Here is an 18328-nt window from a genome sequence, read left to right as displayed (position 1 = left end):
TCACGCACCTCCCCACGGCAGCAGGCGCGGCAGCAGCAGGCCGGCGGCACCCTCCAGCGCGGCGTAGATGAACAGCAGGCGCAATGCCTCCAGCGTCTTGTTGGCCGGGCGCGGCGCCAGGCCGCGCATCCAGCGCAGTGCGTAGAAGAACGCCGCCAGCACCACGGCCGCCACGACGCTGCCATGCCAGGCCAGCATCGCGTAGACCGTCGCGCCCTGGCCGCTGGCATCGCCGCGCAGCCCGGCGTGCCACCAGTCGAGCACGTCCACGGCCAGCGCGGCGGCCAGGCACGCCGCGCTGAAGCTCATCAACACGGCGCTGGCGCCACTGCCCCGCTTGAGCTTCGCCATCAGCGGCCGGGCAGCATAGGCAAGGCCCGCCGATGCACCCAGCAGCAACAGGCCGGGAACCAGCGCGCCGCGCGGCGCCTGGAGCAGCCACCAGTCGGGATGCGCGGCGTACAGGTAGAGGTAGCCGAACATCGCCATCAGGAAGATCATCCCGAGCACGATGTCGAGCAGCACCGCGGCCCACCAGCCGTGCGCCTGCGGGCCGGCCACATAGGTCGGCAGCAGGATGCCGGCGCCGGCGTCGACCTGGCCCTGGTGCGGCGGCAGGTGCCGGTCGTTGCTCCACACCCAGCGCATCAGGCAGATCACGGTCAGCACGCCGCAGGCGGCGCTCAGGGTCATGGCCTTCACCGTCAGCAGCAGGAAGAAGCCGGCCGTGAACAGCGCCGACAGCAGCGGCCACCAGGACGGCCCCGGCATGATCTGCACGTACTGCGGCTCGGCGCGCGCGGGGCTGGTGACGAGCGTTTCGCGCTGGCCGGTGGCCGTGTTGGGCAGGAAGTAGCGCCCGGCTTGCGCGTCGTTGGCCAGTTGGGGGTCGGCCCACAACGGCTCCAGGTCGTTGACCACCGGGATGGAGCGCACGCCGTAGTTGCCCGCCGACAGCCATTCCAGTGTGCCCCCATGGAACGCATTGCGGGCATTGCCGCTGCTGCCGCCACGGGCGTAGCAGCGCACCGCGTCGATGACGAACAGCAGCGCACCTGCGGCCATGATGAAGGCGCCCACGGTGGAGATGAGGTTCGGCAGGTCCCAGGCCCGGTCGGGCAGGTAGGTGTTGACGCGCCGCGGCATGCCCATCAGCCCGGTCAGGTGCATGGGCAGGAAGCAGACGTGCACGCCGACAAAGCTGAGCCAGAACACCCAGCGCCCGAGCCGCTCCGACAGCTGCTGGCCGTTGATCATCGGCGTCCAGTAATAGAAGCCGGCGAACAGCGGGAACAGCATGCCGCCGATCAGCACGTAGTGGAAATGCGCGACAACGAAGTAGGTGTCGTGCGCCTGGCCGTCGAAGGCGACCATGCCCACCATGACGCCGCTCAAGCCCCCCATCACGAAGATGAGGATGCCGCCGACCAGGAACAGCGACGGCACGTTGCGCTGCACACGGCCAGACGCGAGCGTGCAGATCCATGCGAACACCTGGGCGCCCGCGGGAACGGCCACTGCCATCGACGCGGCCGAGAAGTAGCCCGCCGCCAGCTCCGGCATGCCGACCGTGAACATGTGGTGGGCCCACACGCCGAAGCTGATGAAGCCGGTGGCGATCATCGCCAGCACGACGAGCTCGTGCCCGACCAGCTTCTTCTGCGCGACGGTGACGACCATGGTCGACACCATCGCCGAGGCCGGGATGAAGATGATGTAGACGTCGGGGTGGCCGAAGAACCAGAACAGGTGCTGGTAGAGCAGCGGGTCGCCGCCGCGCGTGGCGTCGAACAGCGGCCAGTTGAAGGCGCGCTCCAGCTCCAGCAGGAAGGTCACCATGATCATGGCCGGAAAGGCCAGGATGATCATGACGCCGAAGATCAGGATGGCCCAGGCGTACACCGGCATCTTGGCCAGCGTCATGCCCGGGGCGCGCGTGCGCAGCACGCCGACGATCAGTTCGATGGCGCCGGCGATCGCGCTGATCTCGATGAAGCCGATGCCCAGCAGCCAGAAGTCGGCGTTGATGCCCTTGGCATAGACCCCCGAGCTCAGCGGCGGGTACATGAACCAGCCGCCCGACGGCGCCAGACTGAAAAAGACCGAGCCGAAGAAGACCACGCCGCCAATGGCATAGGCCCAGTACGAATAGGCCGACAGCCGCGGGAAGGGCAGGTCGCGCGCGGCCAGCATCTGCGGCAGCAGCAACACGGCAATGGCCTCGACGGCCGGCACGGCGAACAGGAACATCATCACCGAGCCGTGCATCGTGAACAGCTGGTTGTAGGTCTCCTGCGGCACCACGCCGGCCAGCGGCGCGGCCAGCTGCACGCGCATCACCAGCGACAGGATGCCGGCCGCAATGAAGAAGCCGAAGGCCGTGGCGATGAACAGGAAGCCGATGAAGTTGTTGTTGACGGCGCTGAACGCGCGCCAGCCGGTCGGCGTTTCCCAGGTCTTCTCCAGCGCCTCGAGCTCGCCCGCGGGCCGGCCGCCCTGGGTCGGGAAACGCGCGTAGAGCCGCGTATCGAAACCGGTCTCGGACGGCTCGGCTGCGGCATCGCGGACGGCGCCTTCCACGCCGGGGCTGGCGGGCAACGTCATTTCAACGACTCCATGTAGCTGGCGAGTGCGTTCAACTCGCTGGCCTTCAGCGAGCGGTAGGCGGGCATGCGGTTGTTCGGCTTGATGGACTGGCTGTCGCCGATCCAGCCGATCAGCGTGCCGCGCGTGTTCGGCAGGATGCCGGCGCCCAGCGACTGGCGCGAGCCGACGAAGGTCAGGTCAGGGCCCGACACGCCTTGCGCCGAGGTGCCGGCGACACGGTGGCAGGCCGCGCAGCCGACCTCGTTGAAGAGCTGCTTGCCGCGCAGCGCCTCGACGCTGACGTTGCTCTCAGGGGCCGGCTTCAGGCGTGAATCCAGCCACCGCTGCCAGTCCGCCGCCTCATGCGCGACGACGACGAAGCCCATCAGCGCATGCGCGCCGCCGCAGAACTCGGCGCATTGCCCGCCATAGACGCCCGCCTTGTCGGCCTGCAGCTTCAGCCGGTTGGTGCGGCCCGGGATCATGTCCATCTTGCCGCCCAGCTTGGGCACCCAGAAGCTGTGGATGACATCCTCCGAGACCATGTCGACGACGACCGGGCGGCCCACCGGGATGTGCAGCTCGTTGGCATCGGCCAGCATCTCGCGGCCCGCCGCATCGAGGTAGGACACGCGCCACCAGTAGATGTTGCCGGACACACGCATGCGCAGCTCGTCGCCCTTGATGGTGGACATGCCCGCGACCAGCGTGAGGCCCCAGGCCAGCAGCAGCAACAGCACGCCGGCCGGGATGATCAGACCGAACCACTTGACGACGCGCTCGCCGCCGAGCCTGGCGCGCAGCTCATCGCTGCCATACAGCGCCACCCACATCGCCGCGCAGACGCCCAGAAAGATCAATGTGACGAGCGCGATCAGCACCCAGGCCAGCGTCGTGACCGAGTTGGAGAACGGCCCGTGCGGATCGAGCACCGGCGGCGGCCAGCCGCTCAAGGCCTCAGCGAGGTTAGGGCCTGTCATCCTATGAATCTCCCCCGCGCCGGGGCTGCAAGGGGTGCAGCGCTAGGCGCGAGCCGACGGTCGGGGCTCTTCCCCGACCTAGGTTCGCAACGACGCGGGGCGCCCCTTGCAGCCCCGGCCCTTCGGGTGGCGCCACACAGAGCCTGCACTCGTCGTTGCAAATCCTYGCCGGGGCCCCACCCCGGCTGCGGTTTGCGCCTAGATTGCAGGCTCTGTGGGGTGCCACGCGGGGGGGATTCATAGGATGACAGGCCCTATAGCGTGAGGAGGTAGGCGGTGACATCGCGAGCTTCCTGGTCGGACATGGGAATGGCCGGCATGGCCGTGCCGGGCACCATCGACGGTGCGTTGCGAACGAACTGCATCAACAAGCCGGGCTGGTTCGGCAGCTGCCCTGCGATCAGGCCTTGCCTGCCGAAGTTCTCGAGCGACGGCCCGAGCCCTCCACGCGGCCATTTCACGTCGGGGAAGGTGTGGCAGGCCACGCAGCCCTTGTCGGCCACGAGCTGCCGGCCCCGTGCGGCGTCCGCGTCGCCCAGGGTCGGCGTGCGGTCGGGCGGGCCATCGCAGGCGGCGAGGAAGGCACAGGCGAGCACGAATAGGAAGCGCCGAACAAGTCCCTCGCGCGCAGCGCATCGCTGGGACTTGCTCGGCGCTTCCTTTGCCAGGGATGATGATTCACCCGCCATGCGCCACCTGTCTCTTCTCACTCTCATCATCCTCACGCTGCTGGCCGCCGCCTGCACCGATCGCATGAGCCCGAGCGACGACCGCTTCGGCCGCGGCGGCGAGCTGATCGCGATGAGTGGCGGCGAAGGCGGCGCGCGCTACGCCTGCGTGAGCTGCCACGGCGCGCGCGGCGAGGGCAATGGTTTCGACGCACCTCGCCTGGCCGGCCTGCCGGCGGGCTACCTGCAAAAGCAGATGGAGGACTACGCGGCGGGGCTGCGCGCGCACGAGGTCATGCGCGACGTGGCGCGCTTTCTCGACAGCGACGAACGCGTGCGGGTGGCCAACTACTACGCCGGCCTGCCGCCCCAGGCCTTGCCGCCCGCCACCGCCGAAGCCATCGCCGCGACGACCCCGGCGCTGTACGCCGCGGCCTGCCAGCAATGCCACGGCGCTGAAGGGATCGGCAGCGCGAAGGGGCCGCCGCTGAACGCCCAGCCGGCCTTCTACCTCGCCCAGCAGCTGCAGGACTGGCAAGTGTCGAAGCGCCGCAATGACGGCAATCATCAGATGCTGACTGCGGCCCAGCGGCTCAAGCCCGAGGAGGTTCATCAGCTGAGCCTTTATCTGGCGCGGATCCCACCACGCCCGGCGCCTGCGGCCCGTTGAGGTCGAACATCGAGGGCAGCACGCGGTCGCGCTTGATCACGTAATGCAGCACGGCCGCCCCGGCGTGGCCGGGAATGGCCAGCGCCGTGATCCAGACGACCCAGGTGTGCGCCGTCGCGGCCCACTCCATCAGGCGGTGCTGCAGGCCCTCGGACAACTGGTCGAAGGGCAGGTTGGGGAAGGGAATCACACCGGCGATCGACAGCGGCAGGTCGCTGGGCAGCGTCGACCACATGACCCAGCCGCTGATCGGCAGCGCGAAGAAGCTGAAGTAGAACCAGACCTCCAGCACATGGCTGGCCCTGCCCGAGAACGATGACTCGTCGACGTTGTCGGGCGTGCCGATCTGGCTGCGCCACAGGAAGCGCAGCGTGCCCAGCACCATGATGGCCAGCCCGACCTCCGTGTGCGTCTGGTAGCCGATGTACTTGTCGCCGCCCGCCGGCTGCCAGCCGAGGTACCAGCCGTAGCCGAGCTGGAAGATCATCAGCGCCGCCATCGCCCAGTGAAAGGCCACGCCGATCGGCGAGTACAGGCCCCGGCGGTGGTGGCCCTCGGCCCATTCAATGGCGGCAACGAGATTCATGCCGCCTCGGCACGCAGGCCGCGCGCACGTTCAGCGCGCATCCAGCGCCAGCCTATCCACATCGCGGCGGCCAGGTAGGCCATGCTGCCTGGCGCCCACATCACGATGCCGGCGAGCTGCTGGTCCTGCAGCGGCGAGACGCCCCAGCTCAGCGCCGATGCGAAGTGCGGCGCATACAGCGGCCGCGCGGCGAACGTGATCAGCGCGCCCAGCAGCCCCATCAACACCGTCGTGGCGAGGATGGCGCCCGTTGCAGCGACCGCGCCGGAGCGCCGCACCGCGACCCAGAAGGCGACCGCGCTGGCCAGCAGCGTGAACTGCATCAACGCGTACAGGGCCACCGACGACAGGGCCGCCGCGTAAGGCGCGGGCGCATGCCAGGTCCAGAACGTGACGGTGGCGATGGCGGTGCTGGTCCACAGCGTTGTCGGCAGGCGGCGCAGCCAGCGTTCCAGCCCGATGGCCAGCAACGGCGCCATCGCCAGCACCAGAGCCATGTGATGGACCACCCGAACGGCGAAGAACGCCGAGCTCAGCGCACACAGCGGCGACACGTAGAGCAGGGCCGCCAACGCCCAGGCGCAGCGCAGGCAGCGCAGCTGTCTCGGCGTTGCAGCCTGCGCCGCTGACAGCCGCCACAGTGCCAGCGCCAGCAGCACGAGGCCCGTGCCGAGCACCGGGTCGAGGTTCCATCGGCTCAGCCAGGCGTCCGGGCCGGGCGCCTCGCCGCAATAGGGAATCCACCGGCCGTCCATGGTCGTCTTCCGCGTCTAGTTCAACGCTGCACGGGCACACGACTTGCCCGCGTTCGTGGCCGCCCCACGAGAGGGGGCCGGTCCGGGAGCGCAAGGCTTTGCGGCAACTTTTGCCGTAGCCCGTTCAGCCCTTGAGCGCCGTTTCAATCGCCGAGATGGCGAGCTTGCGCATATCTACGGCGCGTTCGCTGCCAGCCAGGCAAACGTCGTGTAGGCGGCGACGTTCTGGTTCAAGGACGCGGGGTCGATCTTGTCCAAGGTGTCATTGGCGCTGTGATGATGATCGAAGAGGTCCGTGGCATCCTGTGCGAGCTGGATCCACGGCACGCCACGCTTGGCCAGGAAGCCCAGATCCGGTCCCGGTGCGCCAGCGGCACCGTCGAGCGTGATGCCCAGCGGAGCCAGCGCGCGTGACAGCCGTGCCGTGAGCTCAGCGTCCAGCGGCGGATGACGCAACGCGTAGATTGGCCCTGCGCCCCAATCGCTTTCGATCGCCAGATAGTGCCGCGACAGATCGCCCGCATCGCGCGCCGCATAGGCGCGTGCACCATCGAAGCCGTTCTCCTCGTTGGCGAACAAGACCACGCGGATCGTGCGGCGGGGTGCTTGGGGCAGCTGCTTGATCAACGCCCCGGCTGCCATCGTCAGAGCTACGCCGAACCCATCGTCGACTGCGCCCGTGCCGAGATCCCAGGAGTCGAGATGCGCAGACATCATCACGATCTCCCGCTTGGCGCCTCGCCCAGTGATCTCGCCGATCACGTTGTACGAGATGCTGTCGGCCTGCGTTTGCGTCGCGATGTTCAGGCGCAGCCGTACCGAGGGATACCGCTGCCCAAGCCGTTCAAGGAGATCCGCATCCGGGCCCGAGATGGCGGCGGCCGGGATCGCGTTCCCGGGAGCGTAGTTCACGCTGCCGGTGTGCGGCAGCCGGTTGTCGTCGGTTCCCAAGGATCTGATCAGAAGCGCCACGGCGCCCTTGGTGGCGGCCAACGAGGCGGCACTGCTGCGCATCTGCAGGACCCGCGCGTATCCCGACCCATCGCGGTCGCGTTCCATGCGCCGGGTGAGCAGGACGATCCTGCCGCGCACCGATTCGGCCGGCGCCGACTGCAACGCTTCGAAGTCTTGGAATCGCACGATCTCGGCATCGAGCGGGCCGTTGGTTCCCACGCTGTTGCCCAGCGCGGTCACGGCAAGGCGCTGCGTGATCGGCGCAGTGACATCTGCGCTCTCGGACAGCCGGCGCCAAGCCGTGAACTTGACGGGCTCCGTGTAGACCTTGTCGTAGCCCAGCGCATGGAACTTCGCCACGGCCCACGCCACCGCGCGGGCGTCGGCCTCCGACCCGGCGGGGCGCGCGCCAACCTCCGTGGTCAGCGATTCGACAATCTTGAACGCCCCGCTGTCCGCCAGCGCGCGTTCCCTCAGGAGCCCGGCGGTCGCTTCGTCGGCTGCGGAGGCCGGCAACGTTTCAGCGCCCGTGAAAGGGCATGCCAGACACGCGGCCAGCAGCAGTGCCGCGGAGTGATTCAGCAACCGCTGGGCCATGGTTCACTTCGCCTCGTAGTGGTCGTTCACGTAGGTCATGGGGATCCACCGGTAGCCTGGGCCATCGGGGCGCAGATGGCCGACGCCGGGGAACGAGATGTGGTCGGCCGCGACCCAATACCGGCCCTTGACCGCGTCGGCGAACGCCTTCTTGCGCGTTGCTGCGGCGGCCTTGGGATCGACGTCGAAGACGATGGTCACGCCCGGGTTGGGCATCTGAACTTCCGCCACGTGGACCAGGTCGCCCCAGAACACCAGCTTCTCGCCCTTGCTCTCGAGCGCGTAGAACGTGTGGCCCGGTGTGTGGCCCGGAGCGGGGATGGAACGGATGCCGGCGAACAGCTCGGTCGCGCCGGAGAACGTCTTCACCTTGCCGGCATCGACATAGGGCTGCACCTTGGCCGAAGCCTCGTCGAAGTACTTCTTCGCCGCCTCCGGCGCCCGCGCGCGGTTGTCGGGGCTCAGCCAGTGCGCGACTTCCTTCTGCTCGATGTGGACCGTGGCGTTGGGAAACACGATGCGCTGGCCATCCATCAAGCCACCGGTGTGGTCGGTGTGGATGTGCGTGATCAGGATGTCGGTGATCTGCGCCGGCGTGACGCCCACCGCCTTGAGACTGGCCTCGAGCTTGTTCAACGTCGGGCCGTAAAGCTCGCCGGTGCCGGCGTCCATCAGGATCAGGCGGTCACCCGCCCGGATCAGGTAGGCGTTGACCGAGGCATCGACCTCGGTCGTCTGATACGTGTCCGCCAGGCGCGACGCGACCTCGCCGGGCTTGGCGTTGGTCAGCAGCTTCAGCGTCGGGATCGGCAGCGTGCCGTCGGAGAGCGCCGCGACCTCGAAGTCGCCGAGCTTGAAGTGGTAGTAGCCGGCTTGATAGCGGCTCACCTTGGTCGCAGGCGCCTCGGCCGCGGACGAGACCGGGGCGACCAAGCTGGTGGCGACAGCGGCGGCCAGGAAGGCCGCAAGGAAGGTGCGTTTCATCGTGAGGCTCCTGTTAAGCGATGAAAGGCACTATATTTATCGCCATCTTGTTTATAAAGATCGATATAGCTATTTCACAATCAACGATATGGAAACAATGATCGACAACCTGGCCGAGCTGACGATCTTCGACAAGGTCGCCAGTGCCGGCAGCCTCACGGGGGCCGCGAACGCGCTGGGCCTGTCGCTGGCAGTGGTCAGCAAACGCCTGGCCGCCCTCGAGGCGCGCATGGGCGTTCGCCTGCTCAACCGGACCACGCGGCGGCAGTCCATGACGCAGGAAGGCGAACGCTTCCACCTGCATTGCGTGCGCATCCTTGCGGAGGTGCAGCAGGCCGAGGTGGTGATGCAGCACAGCCGCACCGACATCAACGGGCACCTGCGGGTGACGGCACCGCGCATGCTGGGCACGCGCTATCTCGCCCCCCTGGCGGCGCAGTTCCAGGCCATGCATCCGGCGTTGCGGATCGAGATCGTCTTGAGCGACGACGTCGTGGATCTCGTGGAACAAGGCATTGACCTGGCGCTGCGCTTCGGGGTGCTCAACGACTCGACGATGACGGCACGCCACATCGCCGACAGCGAGCTCGTCCTGTGCGCCGCGCCGGACTATTTGCTGCGCTTCGGCTCTCCCGACACGCCTGCTGCGCTCTCAGCGCACAACTGCATCCTCTACGGCACGCGAAGCACGCGGCACTGGCTCTTCCAGCATGAAGGCAAACCGGTCTCGGCCGAGGTGAACGCGACCTTCCTGTGCAATGACGGCAACGCGGCCAAAGCACTCGCGCTCGCCGGCGGCGGGATCTTTCTCAAGTCAATATGGGATGTGGGCTCGGAGCTGAGGGATGGAACGCTGGTGCGCGTGCTGGGCCGATACGGCATCCCCAGCGCACCGCTGCATGTCGTGTACCCGCATGCATTGCATCTGGCCCCGCGCGTACGCCACTTTGCCGACTACGCGCTCAAGAGCCTTCGCGGCGAATGGGAGCTGCTGACCGATCAGGCCTCCGCCAGCTCTTGACTTGCCGTCAGCGGACCAGAGCAGAACTCGGCGACGTCTTCGGCGGCGCAGTCGAACCACCGGCGAAAGGTGTTCCCGCAGGACGTCGGTGCGCCTGAATTCACGCGGCCTTCCTGCCGCGGTTTGCCGCGCCACGCTTGGCCGCGGGCTTGGCTGCCGCCTTCTTCGCCGGCGCCTTATCGGCCGGTGCCTTCGCCGCCTTCTCGGCCTTGCGCGCCTTGCCGCCCAAGCTCTGCTTCAGCAGCTCGGTCAGGTCGACGACATTGCTGCTGCTCGTGTCCGGCGCCTCTTCGAAGGGCTGCACGGTCGCCGTCTTGCCGGCCTTGGCCTTGCGCTTGACCAGCTCATGGATGGCGCTCGTGAAGTCGTCCTTGAACTTCTCGGGCTTCCAGGCCGCAGTCATCTGATTGATGAGCTGCTGGGCCATCTTCAGCTCGGCGGGCTTGACGCCCGCAGCGCCAGCGGCTCCCACCTTAGGCAAGTCCAGCGCATCGGGCGAGCGGATCTCCTCGGCCCAGCGCAGCACGCCCAGCATCAACGCCGGGCCGGCCGGGATCAGCGCCGCGAGGTGCTCCTTGTTGTGCAGCACGAAGCGCGCGATGCCGATGACACCGGCTTTCTCCAGCGCTTCGCGCAGCAGCGCATAGACGCGATCGGCCCGGCCATCCGGTGCGAGGTAGTAAGGCTTCTCGATGTAGACGAAGGACACGTCCGCCGCCTTGACGAAGTTCTCGATCTGGATGGTCTGCGTGCGCTTGGGGTAGGCGGCCTTGATCTCGTCGTCGGACAGCACCACGTACTCGTCGCCCTCGAGCTTGACGCCCTTGACGATGTGTTCCTTGTCGATCTCCTTGCCGGTGCGCTTGTTGATGCGCTTGTAGCCCACCGGGTCCATGCTGCGCTTGTCCAGCCAGTCGAAATCGATCTCCTGCTCCTGCGTGGCGCTGTGCAGGGACACGGGCACGTGCACGAGGCCAAAGGAGATGGCGCCCTTCCAGATGGCGCGGGGATTGGCGCTGGGGCCTGCCATGTCTTTGCCTCGGTGCTTGCCTCAGTGGCCAAACCGCGCGTACGCGGTGGGCAAGGCATAGGCCGAAGAGGCCGCCGCCTTGGGCCTGGGCACCTCATCGGGTCTTGGCGGTGGCGGCACCTCCTTGCGACAGGCGGTCAGGCCAGCCACGGCGACCAGAACGGCCGCGGTCAATTGCTGGAATCTCTGGCGGGGCGGCATTTCGGAATCGGGCCAATGTGACCCCGACACTATGGGCGACCCGCTGCGGCCGCGCCGTCGGCGGCCGGACCGTTCGGTTGTAGGTCTGCGCCGACCAGGGCCTGTTAACGCTACGGCAATGGGTCGCGAAGGCTCGCTGCCAGGGGCCAATCAAGGCGCAGCACGCCGCCCGCACTGATGTGCGGGCAAGCGGTGCAACGCCGAGTGGCCCCTGGCGACGGGCCTTCCCGAAGGGTTGAGGCCAGAAAGGCCGCGCGCGGCGTTGCAAGTGCTCGCCGGGTGGCCAACCCGGCTCCGCTTTGCGCCTTGCTCGCGGCCCTTCTGGCCTCAACGCGACCCATTGCCGTAGTGTTAGCAGGCCCTCGTCCCCGGAATCCGCGATGCGAAAGGTCAGGCCGGGCTTGCGGGCGCAAGACTGCGACCGACCTGACATCGAAAGACCGCCATGAAGGCCCTGCTGGCCCTCGCCATCGCCGCCACCGCGGCAAGCGCCCCCTCGCGATGGACGCCCGAGCGCGTCTCGACCGATCAGTACGAGTCCTCGCCGAGCTTCGCCCCCGACGGCCGCACGATGATCTTCATGCGCGCCAACCCGCAGTTCTCGGCCTACCGCCTCATGCAGTCGAGCTGCGGCCCGCGGGGCTGGAGCGAGGCCGTGCCCCTGGCCATTGCGGCGCCGCTGCCGGCCAGCGAGGCCGACCCTTTCATCACGGCCGATGGCCGACAGCTCTGGTTCGTGTCCAACCGGCCCTTCCCCGGCAAGCAGGGCGATGACCTGGACATCTGGGTCGCCGACAGCGACGGCCGCGGCGGCTGGGACGCACCACGCCGGCTGCCCGAACCCATCAACTCAGCGCAATCCGAGCTGCTGCCGCGCCGCCTGCCCGACGGCCGCCTCTTCTTCGGCTCCGACCGCCCCGGCGGCCTGGGCGGCAATGACGTCTACGTGGCCACGCCCCGAGCCGACGGCGGCTGGCGTGTCGCCAACCTGGGCGCACCGCTGAACACGGCGCACAACGACTACGAGGTGGAGATGTCGCGCGACGCCAGCCAGGCCGTCGTCGTGTCCGACCGCGAGGGCCGCTCCCATCTCTACCGCTTCGCCCGCAGCGGCGACGGCTGGCGGCCCCTGGGCCGGGTGCCAGCGCGCGACGACGTCTTCCAGGTCGGCCCGCTGCTGTCGCCCAAGGCCGACCGGCTGCTGTTTGCCCAGGCCGACGGCGAGCGTTCGGGCGAGCTCTTCGTCATCGACCTCCAAACCGGCGCCGACCCCACCTGGCCGCCGGCCTGCCCCGGGAGCAAGCCATGAATCTCACCCGCCGCACCCTGGCCCTGGGCCTGGCGACAACGACATCCACCGCAGGAGCCGCCATGGCCAAGACCCGCGCCATCAATGCCGCCGAAGCGCCCGCCCCGTCGGGTGGCTATGCCCAGGCCCTGGAGCTTCGGGCGCCGTCGCGCCTGCTCTTCATCAGCGGCCAGATCCCGGTCGACAAGGCGGGCGCCGTGCCCAAGGATTTCGCCGCGCAATGCCGCCTCGTCTGGGCCCACATCGACGCCCAGCTGCGCGCGGCCGGCATGACGCTGGACCACCTCGTCAAGGTCACGACCTATCTCGGTGACCGTACGCACGCCCTGGAGAACTCCGCCATCCGCCGCGAGGTGCTGGGCGCGCGCAGCCCGGCGTTGACGGTGCTGATCGCCGGCATCTACGACAGCGACTGGCTGCTGGAGATCGAGGCCATCGCGGCCGACTGACGCCTGGCATGTGTCCCGCCAGGGGCAGATCTGCGTGGACGAGAACGGACCGCCGGTCGGCCGGTTCCTACAAGGGCTGGGCGCCTAGCCCGACTGCCAGGCCCCGCCATAACAAGCATATTCAACGCATGGTGCACAGCACCTGGCGGAGCGGGTTAAAGCCTGCCCCGTGACCCGTGTTCAACTTTCCAGGAGTTCCATCATGGCCAGCGTCACTCCCACCATTTCTTCCTCCAAGGTCGAAGGTACCAAGGTCTACAGCCCCAGCGGCGACAAGCTCGGCTCCATCGACGACCTCGTCATCGACAAGAAGTCCGGCCAGGTGCGCTACGCGGCGCTGGAGTTCGGCGGCTTCCTTGGCATGGGCACCGACCGCTACCCGCTGCCATGGGATCAGCTGAAGTACGACACCAGCAAGGATGGCTATGTCGTCAACGTCGACAAGGCCCAGCTGGAGCGCGCACCGCGCTACCCGAGCGACGAAACGCCCACCTACAACGACGAGTACGGCCGCAAGGTCTATGACTACTACGGCTCGACCTGGTGGATGTAAGCAAGCCCTCGCCGCTTGCTGATCGAAGGGGCGGCGCTGCCGCCCCTTTTTATTGAACCCCGGAGGCCCCATGCCTGACCCGACCCGCACCCCGCCGATCCCGCCCGAGCCCGCACCGGCCGCACCACAGGCCGGCGATGTCGAGCGGCCCACCGCCAAGCAGCGGCCCGCGCGCGACGTGAAGAACGGCGCCTTCGATGACTCCGTGGCCGGTGAGGAAGACCCCGGCGCGGGCATCGACACGATGACGCCCCGGCCGGGCCGCTAACCGCCCAACAGGCGCATCAGCGGCGCCGCCGTCGCCGCGTGCGGCAGGCCGCGTTCGTCCGCTTCATCCTTGAGCCCAATGCCGCTCACTTGCCGTGATCGCGCGAGGCTTAGCAGCGCGTGCAGCTTGGCCGCCGCCGCTGGCGGTGGCAATCCTTCGGGGCGCACGTTGGAGATGCAGTTGCGCTCGGCATCCGCCAGCCCGAGGTGCGGTGCCCAGCTGAAATAAACGCCCAGGCTGTCCGGCGCCGACAGCCCCGGCCGCTCGCCGATCAGCACCACGACACAGCGCGCATGCAGCAGCGCGCCGACCTCATCTCCAAGAGCCACGCGAGCCTGCGCCGCGACGACCGGTGGCGCCCAGGTCCAGCCGCCTTCGTGCAGCAGCCGCTCGCGCAGCGCCGTGAATAGCGGCAGGGCCTGGCGCTGCAGGGCCAAGGCCGACAAGCCGTCCGCCAACACGAAGGCGAGGTCGCTTGCCGGTGCGTTCAACTCTTGCAGCGCTTGGGCGTCGGCCTCATTGAGCCGCCGGCCGAGGTCGGGTCGTTGCAGATAGCTCGCCCGGTCCGCCGCCCGGCTCTGTACGCGCAACGGCGCCTCGCCCAAGGCATGCAGCCCGGCCAGCAGCGCCTCGGCGTCCAGCGGCGCATGCACCGCATCGCGCGCCTCGGCATGCGCCTGCTGAAAGGCGAGGTGGGCCGTGGTCGGCACGCTGATGCCGGCGCGGCCCAGGCCGATGCGCGCGGCCGTGTAGCGGCGCAGGCGGGCCCAGGGTTGCTCGATGATGCTCACTGGTGCACCCTTCGGCCTGCGGCCTTGCCTGGCCGACAGCGCGGCCAGGCGTTCGCCAGGCATGGGATGCCCACTGGGCATCCCATGTCCGGGCTCACTCCCGCCAAGCGGGAGCGAGCTTGCTTGGGGCGGCCCGGCGCGGCGCTCACGCCTGCTCCAGCAAGGCCGCAAAACGCGCTGGCAGCCCAGCCGCCAGCCGCGGCACGTCACCGGCCTCGAAGATGCCCATGCGCTGCAGCCAGGCCTCGAACTCCGGCGCCGGCCTCAGGCCCAGCAGGCGCCGCATCGCCAGCGCGTCGTGAAAACTCGTGCTCTGGTAGCCCAGCATGATGTCGTCCGAACCCGGCACGCCCATGATGTAGTTGCAGCCGGCGGCGCACAGCAGCGTGAGCAGGCTGTCCACATCGTCGACATCAGCCTCGGCATGGTTGGTGAAGCAGACGTCCACACCCATGGGCAGGCCGAGCAGCTTGCCACAGCAATGGTCCTCCAGGCCGGCGCGCAGGATCTGCTTGCCGTCGAACAAATACTCCGGCCCGATGAAGCCGACGACGCTGTTGACCAGCAGCGGCTCGAAGCGCCGCGCGACGGCATAGGCGCGGCACTCCAGCGTCTGCTGGTCGCAGCCATGATGGGCGCCGCTGGACAGCGCACTGCCCTGGCCGGTCTCGAAATACATGACGTGGCGGCCGCCGCGCTTGAGCGCCAGCGCCGCCTGCCGTGCTTCTTCGAGCAACGCCAGCGTGATGCCAAAGCCGCGGTTGGCGCCCTCGGTGCCGGCGATGGACTGGAACACCAGGTCCACCGGCGCGCCGCGCGCGATGGCCTCGATCGTCGTCGTCACATGCGTCAGCACGCAGCTCTGCGTCGGAATCTCGTGGTGGCTGATGACGGCGTCCAGCATCTGCAGCAGGCGCATCACCTGCGGCAGGTTGTCCGTTGCCGGGTTGATGCCGATGACGGCATCGCCCGCGCCCATCAGCAGGCCATCGAGCAGGCTGGCCGCGATACCGGCCTCGTCGTCGGTCGGGTGGTTGGGCTGCAGCCGCGTGGCCAGCCGGCCGCGCAGGCCAACGGTGCTGCGGAACTGCGTGACGACCTCGCAGCGCCGCGCGATCAGCATCAAGTCCTGCACGCGGCAGAGCTTGCTGACGGCGGCGGCCATCTCTGGCGTCAGGCCCGCGGCGATCTGCGCCGGGTCGACGGCTTCGCCCAGCAGCGCGTCGCGCAAGCCGCCCACCGTCAAATGCGCGATCGGCGCGAAGGCGGCCGCGTCATGCGTGTCGACGATCAGCCGCGTGACCTCGTCGCTCTCGTAGGGCACGACGGCTTCGTTCAGGAAAGCCGTCAGCGGCAGATCCGCCAGCGCCAGCTGCGCGGCGACCCGCTCGCGCGCCGTCGCCGCGGCCACGCCGGCCAGCTCGTCCCCCGAGCGCCGCGGGCTGGCTTTGGCGAGCAGGGTGCGCAGGTCCGCGAAGCTGTAGCGCTCGCCGCCGAGGGTGTGCGTGTAGGCCATGGCTAGGGCCTGTTGGCACTGCGGGGATCGGTGCGAGAGGGTTTGCGCGGGTGCAGGGCTAGACGCCACGCCGAAGCCCGGGCTTCTCGCCCGGGCAAGGCGTGCAACAACGGCATGCGCCCGCGCAGACCCTCTCCCGAAGGGTTGTGACTCAAAAGCCCGCCCGCGGCGTTTCTCGGCCTCGCCGGGTAGCAAACCCGTCTGCGCCTCATGCCTTGCTCGCGGGCTTTTGAATCACAACGCATCCGATCCTCGCAGTGCCAACAGGCCCTTAGTTTGCGCTGCGACCGCTTCGCTTGCATGACCAAGGTGTGACGCGGCCAGCTCCGCAAAGCTGAGGATGCCCGGCCCGGCCATGGCGGTTAGCGTCGCGATCCTGCATATCAGCGCGTGAGATTGCCATGGATGACGAGAAAGTTTCCCGGCGAGTCAAATGGGGCGTCATCGGGCTGCTGGCGATCTGCGCGGTCCTGGCGCTCACCTTGCTGGCGCCGAACCCGAGAGGCGATTCCGCCCTCTGGTTTGTCGGCCTGCTGGTGCTGATGGCCACCGCGCTGACGCTGACGGCCATCGTCTTCGGCGGCCTCAACCTCAACGACGCCAACGAGGCTTTCGGCCTGCCCTCGGGCTCGGTGCGCACGCTGCTGGCCGTGGGCGTGATGGTGCTGTTCGCGGTGTTCGGCCTCAAGTTCTTCAGCGAAGCGCAAGACGAGGCCCGCATGCCCCGCCCCGGCGACAAGCCCTTCGAGCAGCAAATCGAGGTGCCGGTCGCGCGGCTGGCGGACGAGATCGCGCGCTACAAGCAGGTGGGTTCGTTGCTGGTCGTTGTCGCCTCGCCCGGCCGCGCCGCCTCGGGCACCGATGCCGGCGCCAATGCCAAGCTCAATCTCTACACGCTGGAGTCGCGCCCCTCGGCCAGCGCGATGGACGCGCAAAAGCAGCTGCTCACCGCCATCATCACCCTGCTGACGACGGTGGTGGGCTTCTACTTCGGCAGCAAGAGCGCCGGTGACGGCCTGCGTGCGCGCAACGAGGGCACGCCCGCCGACCCCGCGGCCCCGCAGCGCCAGCAGGCGGCCCTGGCCACCGAGCGCGACGCGCTGGAGGCCCACATCAAGAGCGATCGCGAGACGCTTGAGGGCTTGCGCAACGCGCCGGGTGACGTCGACGCGGCAAGGCGCCAGAAGCTGGACGAGGCGCAGGGCCTGTCGAGCCGCCTGGACGCGCTGCGCGACCAGCTCGCCCGCGCGCTGACCGAGGCCCAGACCCGCCTGGGCGCCATCGCCGCGGCGCCGGCCGGCGGCGAGGCCGCTGCCCGTGACGCCGCCCAAAAGGCACTGGCGCGAGCCAGCACCGAGCTGGATGCGCTGAAGCAGGCCGCCCAGCAGTTCGAGGCCGCCGTCGCCCAGTTGCGTGCGCCCGCGGCCAAGACGCCTTAAACCCAGGTCAGCGCCACCGCGTCCCGCACCGCGCCCACGGCCGGCACGGCAAGCGCCGCCGGGCTGCTGATCCAGCAGAACCAGGTCGGCGCCGACCAGCCCGGCCAGATGCGGGCCTGGCCGGCGTCTTCCATCAGCGTGGCCTGGTCGCGCCGCACCATGCCGGCGCCCATGCCGGCCGCCACCATGCTGCGCACGGCCACCTCGGTGTCGGCCTGCAAGCCCACCTCCAGCACGGCGCCGGCTTGGCTGAACAGCCTTTCCTGGTGGCTGCGCAGGCCGCAGTCGGGCGGTGTCGTCACCCAGGGCAGAGCGGCCAGGCCGGCCAGGTCGGGCGGCAGGCCGCCGTGTATCAGCAAGCGTTGCGGCACCACGGGCACGATCTCGGCGGCCTGCAGGCGCCGCACTTCCAGGCCCTCGATCTCGGCGTGCTCGTGCAGCACGCAGGCGCAGTCCAGCTCGCCGCGGCGCACGGCGGCGATGGCGCGCAGTGACACCAGCTGCTGCAGCTGCAGCTGCACCCCCGGGTGGTGTTCGGCCAGGTGCACGAACACCTCGCCCAGGCGCAGCGCCACCGCGTCGCTGACCGTGCCCATGCGCACCTGGCCGCGCGCCTCGCCGCGGATCTGCGCGGCCGCCGCCTGCATGCCCTGGGCCGCGGCCAGCGTGCGGCGCGCCTCTTCCAGCAGGCGCTCGCCGGCGGCCGTCAGCGCCATGCCGCGGGCGCTGCGCTCGAACAGCTTCACGCCGAACTCGTCTTCCAGCGCCTTGAGCTGGGCGCTGACCGCCGGCGGGCTGGTGAACACGCGCTCCGCGGCGCGCGTGAGGTTGCCCTCGGTAGCCACGGCGACAAAGGTCTTGAGCTGGTAGATCTCCATGGCCGCCATTCTGCTCAGGGGCGGCGGGGCGGGGGTGTGGATTTTCCGAACGGGGCGGTCGGCCGAAACGAATGGATGGTTTCGCGCGAGGCG

The 18328-nt window shown here is 68.9% G+C and carries 18 protein-coding genes; 7 read left to right on the top strand and 11 right to left on the bottom strand.

Going from position 1 to position 18328, the window contains the following annotated elements; translation table 11 throughout:
- The 3 genes from ACXJLH_RS15910 to ACXJLH_RS15900 form a co-directional block, all read right to left on the bottom strand.
- The gene (locus ACXJLH_RS15910) at positions 1-2604 is read right to left on the bottom strand and encodes a cbb3-type cytochrome c oxidase subunit I (protein ID WP_457445144.1); all 2604 of its coding nucleotides are present in this window, start codon (positions 2602-2604) and stop codon (positions 1-3) included.
- Positions 2601-3566 (bottom strand): cytochrome c oxidase subunit II, encoded by a 966-nt coding sequence (gene coxB / locus ACXJLH_RS15905; RefSeq protein WP_457445141.1) that lies wholly within the window; start codon positions 3564-3566, stop codon positions 2601-2603. The genes ACXJLH_RS15910 and coxB overlap by 4 nt, the downstream gene beginning before the upstream one ends.
- A gap of 254 nt (positions 3567-3820) precedes the next feature.
- Positions 3821-4255 carry a c-type cytochrome gene (locus ACXJLH_RS15900; RefSeq protein WP_457353567.1) on the bottom strand — a complete coding sequence of 145 codons (435 nt, stop codon included), beginning with the start codon at positions 4253-4255 and terminating at the stop codon, positions 3821-3823.
- On the opposite strand from ACXJLH_RS15900, the gene ACXJLH_RS15895 reads away from it, so the two are divergent.
- Positions 4254-4904 carry a c-type cytochrome gene (locus tag ACXJLH_RS15895; protein ID WP_457445139.1) on the top strand — a complete coding sequence of 217 codons (651 nt, stop codon included), beginning with the start codon at positions 4254-4256 and terminating at the stop codon, positions 4902-4904. The genes ACXJLH_RS15900 and ACXJLH_RS15895 overlap by 2 nt on opposite strands.
- On the opposite strand, the gene ACXJLH_RS15890 is transcribed toward ACXJLH_RS15895, so the two are convergent.
- From ACXJLH_RS15890 to ACXJLH_RS15875, 4 genes are all read right to left on the bottom strand, one after another.
- Positions 4828-5490 carry a cytochrome b gene (locus ACXJLH_RS15890; protein ID WP_457445137.1) on the bottom strand — a complete coding sequence of 221 codons (663 nt, stop codon included), beginning with the start codon at positions 5488-5490 and terminating at the stop codon, positions 4828-4830. The two genes, ACXJLH_RS15895 and ACXJLH_RS15890, sit on opposite strands and share 77 nt — an antisense overlap.
- Positions 5487-6245: a cytochrome c oxidase assembly protein gene (locus tag ACXJLH_RS15885; protein ID WP_457445135.1), complete on the bottom strand. Its 759-nt coding sequence runs from the start codon at positions 6243-6245 to the stop codon at positions 5487-5489. The genes ACXJLH_RS15890 and ACXJLH_RS15885 overlap by 4 nt, the downstream gene beginning before the upstream one ends.
- Before the next feature lie 174 nt (positions 6246-6419).
- Positions 6420-7796 carry a M28 family peptidase gene (locus tag ACXJLH_RS15880; RefSeq protein WP_457388825.1) on the bottom strand — a complete coding sequence of 459 codons (1377 nt, stop codon included), beginning with the start codon at positions 7794-7796 and terminating at the stop codon, positions 6420-6422.
- A gap of 3 nt (positions 7797-7799) precedes the next feature.
- A complete protein-coding gene (locus ACXJLH_RS15875) occupies positions 7800-8780 on the bottom strand; it encodes an MBL fold metallo-hydrolase (RefSeq protein ID WP_457445133.1) in 981 nt (326 codons plus the stop codon).
- Positions 8781-8868: 88 nt separating this feature from the next.
- Here ACXJLH_RS15875 and ACXJLH_RS15870 point away from each other — a divergent pair, with 88 nt between their 5' ends.
- Positions 8869-9801, top strand: coding sequence for a LysR family transcriptional regulator (locus ACXJLH_RS15870; RefSeq protein ID WP_457353555.1), 933 nt, complete (start codon positions 8869-8871; stop codon positions 9799-9801).
- Between the two features lie 100 nt (positions 9802-9901).
- Here ACXJLH_RS15870 and ku read toward each other — a convergent pair whose 3' ends face one another.
- Positions 9902-10831, bottom strand: coding sequence for a non-homologous end joining protein Ku (gene ku / locus ACXJLH_RS15865; protein ID WP_457353553.1), 930 nt, complete (start codon positions 10829-10831; stop codon positions 9902-9904).
- A gap of 646 nt (positions 10832-11477) precedes the next feature.
- Between ku and ACXJLH_RS15860 the strand changes: the two genes are divergently transcribed.
- The 4 genes from ACXJLH_RS15860 to ACXJLH_RS15845 all read left to right on the top strand — a co-directional run bounded on the left by ACXJLH_RS15860 (position 11478) and on the right by ACXJLH_RS15845 (position 13611).
- Positions 11478-12341 (top strand): TolB family protein, encoded by an 864-nt coding sequence (locus tag ACXJLH_RS15860; RefSeq protein WP_457445131.1) that lies wholly within the window; start codon positions 11478-11480, stop codon positions 12339-12341.
- On the top strand, positions 12338-12790 hold the full coding sequence (locus ACXJLH_RS15855; RefSeq protein WP_457445129.1) for a RidA family protein: 453 nt from the start codon (positions 12338-12340) through the stop codon (positions 12788-12790). Before ACXJLH_RS15860 ends, ACXJLH_RS15855 begins: the two co-directional genes overlap by 4 nt.
- Positions 12791-12992: 202 nt before the next feature.
- Positions 12993-13343, top strand: a complete 351-nt coding sequence (locus ACXJLH_RS15850; protein ID WP_056191319.1) for a PRC-barrel domain-containing protein — start codon at positions 12993-12995, stop codon at positions 13341-13343.
- A gap of 70 nt (positions 13344-13413) precedes the next feature.
- Positions 13414-13611, top strand: coding sequence for a hypothetical protein (locus tag ACXJLH_RS15845; RefSeq protein ID WP_056191317.1), 198 nt, complete (start codon positions 13414-13416; stop codon positions 13609-13611).
- On the opposite strand, the gene eutC is transcribed toward ACXJLH_RS15845, so the two are convergent.
- On the bottom strand, positions 13608-14402 hold the full coding sequence (eutC, locus tag ACXJLH_RS15840) for an ethanolamine ammonia-lyase subunit EutC (RefSeq protein ID WP_457445128.1): 795 nt from the start codon (positions 14400-14402) through the stop codon (positions 13608-13610). The genes ACXJLH_RS15845 and eutC overlap by 4 nt on opposite strands.
- 145 nt (positions 14403-14547) lie before the next feature.
- On the bottom strand, positions 14548-15918 hold the full coding sequence (locus ACXJLH_RS15835; protein ID WP_457445126.1) for an ethanolamine ammonia-lyase subunit EutB: 1371 nt from the start codon (positions 15916-15918) through the stop codon (positions 14548-14550).
- A gap of 401 nt (positions 15919-16319) precedes the next feature.
- Here ACXJLH_RS15835 and ACXJLH_RS15830 point away from each other — a divergent pair, with 401 nt between their 5' ends.
- Positions 16320-17357, top strand: a complete 1038-nt coding sequence (locus ACXJLH_RS15830) for a hypothetical protein (protein WP_457445124.1) — start codon at positions 16320-16322, stop codon at positions 17355-17357.
- Here the strand turns inward: ACXJLH_RS15830 and ACXJLH_RS15825 are convergent.
- A complete protein-coding gene (locus ACXJLH_RS15825; protein WP_457353541.1) occupies positions 17354-18235 on the bottom strand; it encodes a LysR family transcriptional regulator in 882 nt (293 codons plus the stop codon). The genes ACXJLH_RS15830 and ACXJLH_RS15825 overlap by 4 nt on opposite strands.
- Positions 18236-18328 lie beyond the last annotated feature (93 nt).

It is taken from the genome of Roseateles sp. P5_E4 (assembly GCF_054049255.1).
The sequence above is the reverse complement of the archived record's forward strand: the minus strand, read 5'-3'. Positions and strand labels throughout refer to the sequence as shown.

Coding starts and splice junctions, on each gene's coding strand:
- ACXJLH_RS15830 (WP_457445124.1), top strand. CDS start 16,320: ATGGATGACGAGAAAGTTTCCCGGCGAGTCAAATGGGGCGTCATCGGG.
- ACXJLH_RS15870 (WP_457353555.1), top strand. CDS start 8,869: ATGGAAACAATGATCGACAACCTGGCCGAGCTGACGATCTTCGACAAG.
- ACXJLH_RS15910 (WP_457445144.1), bottom strand. CDS start 2,604: ATGACGTTGCCCGCCAGCCCCGGCGTGGAAGGCGCCGTCCGCGATGCC.
- ACXJLH_RS15860 (WP_457445131.1), top strand. CDS start 11,478: ATGAAGGCCCTGCTGGCCCTCGCCATCGCCGCCACCGCGGCAAGCGCC.
- ACXJLH_RS15885 (WP_457445135.1), bottom strand. CDS start 6,245: ATGGACGGCCGGTGGATTCCCTATTGCGGCGAGGCGCCCGGCCCGGAC.
- ACXJLH_RS15900 (WP_457353567.1), bottom strand. CDS start 4,255: ATGGCGGGTGAATCATCATCCCTGGCAAAGGAAGCGCCGAGCAAGTCC.
- ACXJLH_RS15890 (WP_457445137.1), bottom strand. CDS start 5,490: ATGAATCTCGTTGCCGCCATTGAATGGGCCGAGGGCCACCACCGCCGG.
- ACXJLH_RS15895 (WP_457445139.1), top strand. CDS start 4,254: ATGCGCCACCTGTCTCTTCTCACTCTCATCATCCTCACGCTGCTGGCC.
- ACXJLH_RS15850 (WP_056191319.1), top strand. CDS start 12,993: ATGGCCAGCGTCACTCCCACCATTTCTTCCTCCAAGGTCGAAGGTACC.
- ACXJLH_RS15845 (WP_056191317.1), top strand. CDS start 13,414: ATGCCTGACCCGACCCGCACCCCGCCGATCCCGCCCGAGCCCGCACCG.
- ACXJLH_RS15825 (WP_457353541.1), bottom strand. CDS start 18,235: ATGGAGATCTACCAGCTCAAGACCTTTGTCGCCGTGGCTACCGAGGGC.
- coxB (WP_457445141.1), bottom strand. CDS start 3,566: ATGACAGGCCCTAACCTCGCTGAGGCCTTGAGCGGCTGGCCGCCGCCG.
- ACXJLH_RS15855 (WP_457445129.1), top strand. CDS start 12,338: ATGAATCTCACCCGCCGCACCCTGGCCCTGGGCCTGGCGACAACGACA.
- ku (WP_457353553.1), bottom strand. CDS start 10,831: ATGGCAGGCCCCAGCGCCAATCCCCGCGCCATCTGGAAGGGCGCCATC.
- ACXJLH_RS15835 (WP_457445126.1), bottom strand. CDS start 15,918: ATGGCCTACACGCACACCCTCGGCGGCGAGCGCTACAGCTTCGCGGAC.
- ACXJLH_RS15875 (WP_457445133.1), bottom strand. CDS start 8,780: ATGAAACGCACCTTCCTTGCGGCCTTCCTGGCCGCCGCTGTCGCCACC.
- ACXJLH_RS15880 (WP_457388825.1), bottom strand. CDS start 7,796: ATGGCCCAGCGGTTGCTGAATCACTCCGCGGCACTGCTGCTGGCCGCG.